This is a genomic window from Providencia sp. PROV130, from assembly GCF_028482225.1.
Taxonomy (GTDB): domain Bacteria; phylum Pseudomonadota; class Gammaproteobacteria; order Enterobacterales; family Enterobacteriaceae; genus Providencia; species Providencia rettgeri.
This window is the reverse complement of the sequence record NZ_JAMPQC010000065.1, coordinates 1-3,286: the sequence shown is the minus strand read 5'-3', so window position 1 is coordinate 3,286 and position 3,286 is coordinate 1. Positions and strand designations below refer to the sequence as shown.

The 3,286-nt window shown below is 37.5% G+C and carries 3 protein-coding genes; 1 reads left to right on the top strand and 2 read right to left on the bottom strand.

What is annotated here, in order from left to right; translation table 11 throughout:
- A partial coding sequence (locus PSF28_RS23470; RefSeq protein ID WP_136135605.1) for a helix-turn-helix domain-containing protein occupies nt 1-284 on the top strand: 284 nt, incomplete at its 5' end.
- A 189-nt stretch (nt 285-473) separates the two neighbouring features.
- On the opposite strand, the gene PSF28_RS23465 is transcribed toward PSF28_RS23470, so the two are convergent.
- Entirely contained in the window at nt 474-1,358 is an 885-nt protein-coding gene (locus tag PSF28_RS23465; protein WP_000155092.1) for an Mph(E) family macrolide 2'-phosphotransferase, read from the bottom strand.
- Nucleotides 1,359-1,413: 55 nt separating this feature from the next.
- Nucleotides 1,414-2,889, bottom strand: coding sequence for an ABC-F type ribosomal protection protein Msr(E) (msr(E), locus tag PSF28_RS23460; protein ID WP_000052512.1), 1,476 nt, complete (start codon nt 2,887-2,889; stop codon nt 1,414-1,416).
- Between the last annotated feature and the right edge of the window lie 397 nt (nt 2,890-3,286).

Here is a 3,286-nt window from a genome sequence, read left to right as displayed (position 1 = left end):
TTCAAACCAGTGACAGCATTACTCATTCAATCTTGGAACTCATCAACAATATGTTGATTGATCTTCTGGCAACAATGGCCCGCCTAGACAATGAGAAACGTATAGAACGTATTAAGCAGGGCCTGGCACGTTCGGGTTACAAACCAACAGGCAAGAAGGCAAATGAGGCTAAACATAAACGAATAAAAGAATTGCTAGTAGTTGGCAATATGACTAAGGAAGAAATTGCCAAAGCAGTGAATTGTGGAGTTGCAACTGTCTATCGAGTTGCTAAAGTTATCTAAAAGAGGCTTATCTCAACGCGCCCCCAATGGGGCACCGCTGCATTCAGGTTACTTCACATAAGAAATTTTATGTTAAATGATTGTTAGAAATGCCCCTTGATCGAGGCATTTTCTATAAAGAATACTAAAAACTAATTAAAGCCAACCAAGTTTCAAAACAAGGCAGTTCTCAGCAATCATATTTTTAAATTATATAACTCCCAACTGAGCTTTTGCTCCAACGATAAGGCTTTCATTTTGAGTTTCTAAGGCAAATAAACCATACATCAAAGGAGAGGCCGCTGCTCTTTCTAAAGTCTGTTCATATAGTTTATTCCAAACTTTACCCCCTAGTTTTTCATACTCGATGATTAGAGTTTTGAGGCTTTCTTCTCCAAACAAAGTTACATGCCCAGCAAAATCAATCGCTGGGTCATCTATATGGGCTGTTGACCAATCAATAACGCCTGAAACAGCTCCATCCTTTGAAGCTAGTACATGCCCAGCATATAAATCGCCATGTATAAATTGGGTGAAATCTGCCCATAGAACATCATTATCCAACCATTTTCTGTAGCGGGTTTCCAATTGCTCACTTATACCAATTTCAGATTTTACTAACTGCAAATTGTTTGCTATTTCAGGTCTTAAATCTGAAGGTTTCATAATTTTCAAATCATTTTCCCGAACTTCTTTTTCAGGAATACTATGGATTTCAAATAAGGTTTTTGCCAAAGATGTTATGTATTTCGGGCTATCTTTGTCCATATTCCAAATTATTTCATAGGTTTCAGCATCCAAATTTAAAACAGGATTATCTTTAAGTATGGGATAAGCCACTAATTCTGTAGATGAAATTCTCCAATCAGGAACCTCTACAGAAAGATGTTTTTTTACCAATTCTAAAATGCGTTTTTCTTTCTTGATTTGTTCCCTCATGCCATCACGACGAGGAATACGCAGCAACCATTGTTGCCCCTTTGTATCAAGAGCAAAAACGACCTTAAAATCAATGCCCATTTCATTGAAATTCATTTTGTCCGTAAGCAACAAGCCGTGTGCTTCAGCAAGTGATTGAATATCTTGAATTGTCATTTTTAATTTCCTTTAAAGAGTTCAATAATTAATGTTCGGATTAGATTGGCTATCATTAACAATCTCTCTCAAAAGTCTTGATGATTTTGTGGTCTTTGATCTCGTAGATAATGTCAGCAATATTATCGACCAATTGCTTGTCATGAGATACGAAGATAATAGTTCCTGCATAGGACTTCATCATTGTTTCTAATGCGGCAATACTTTTTAGGTCAAGATAGTTTCCTGGTTCATCCATAAGCAAAATATTATATTTTCCTAAAAGCATTTTGGATAAAAGCAGTTTGATGATTTCACCTCCCGATAAGTCGGATAAGTTTTTTTGAATATCATTCGCTCCGATCCCCATTGAAGCCAATACTGCACGAATTTCCGCAACTGTGTACTCGCACTCTTCCTGCATAAAGGAGAGCACAGATTTATGCGTGTTAAATTTATATCCTGTTTGTGTAAAGTAGCCAATTTCAGCTTTTGGAGATATGGTTAATCCATCAGCACGTTCTGATATCATTTTTAACAAGGACGTTTTCCCTGTTCCATTCGATCCAGTTATAGCGACTTTAGCGCCAAGCGGTATTATAAAGTTAGCGTCATCAAAGATAGTACGGCTACCAAATTTTAAGCTCAGACCATCTGCCGTAATCGGGAACTTATTGTGCAGTTCTAGGGCTGAACTTTGACGAAAACGAATAGAACGCAAATGCTCTGGTGCTTGAATATCTTCTAATGCAGCCAAACGCTTTTCCATACTCTTAGCTGCCTGATACAGTTTTCTTTGCTTGGTGCCAGTCATTTTTGCATGCCCAAGTCGTCCAGCACTTTCGGTAGAGTTTTTGGATTTTTCTCCTTTTTTCTTATTGTCTAATCGATTAGCTTGCTGGCGTTTTTCTTGCACAGCAGATTCTAATCGCTCCCGTTCCTTCATCATCAGCTCATATTCTACGGCTTGGTGTTGTCGCTCTTCTTCTTTTTGACGCAAGTAATCCGAGTAACCACCCCAATATTCCGTAATTTTACCGTCTTTTAACTCCCATATCTTGTCTACAACCATATCAAGAAAATATCGGTCATGACTGATAACAAGTAATGCTCCATCAAATGCTTTAAGTTGACCAATAAGTAGATCTATTCCATTGAGATCAAGGTGGCTGGTTGGTTCATCCGCTAGAATGCCATGTACTTGTTGGGAAAATGCGGCAGCAATTTTTGCACGAGTTTCCTCTCCGCCACTCATTGTGTCGTTTTGTACATTGGAAACACCAAGGCGAGATAACATTGCCCGGTCTTCGACCGTTTCTATTTCGATTCCGCCCAGTTGGCTGATATGTGCAAAATCACCAAAACGCTGTAATGTCGCTTCGGCTAAAACAATTTCGCCATTAAGTACTTTGAGTAAACTACTCTTTCCTGCTCCGTTATCACCCACAAGACCAATACGGTCATAAGAGTGAATTTCCAATTCATCAATATCCAAAACATCACGCCCAGCATAATCCAAGCGTATGTTTCTCGCTTTAATAATTAAACTCATTTTTATTTACTCCTGTTTAGCTCTTGAAATTTTTTATGCAGCAAACAGGATTTAGGTGAAAACAAAAGCTAGCATCACAGTGTCCTCCCAAAAAAAAAGCTATTCATCCACAGGGTGGACAAATAGCTAGTCAATTAAGTTATAACTGGAAACTATGCACTAAAAGCATACTTATAAATTAAGCATACTTTTACTTTATATATCCGCATATATTCTTAAAGACACAACAAAAGCCCACCATTATAAAATAGTGTCACTATGCAAATAGTTGTGTCTTAACGAATGCGGATAGAATGCATAAACTTACCTAAAAAATAAAATTCAGTTTTATGATAACTTTACTGTTAAAAGAAGTCTAGACAACCTTGTTTTATGCTTGGATATAAGGCTTATTTTA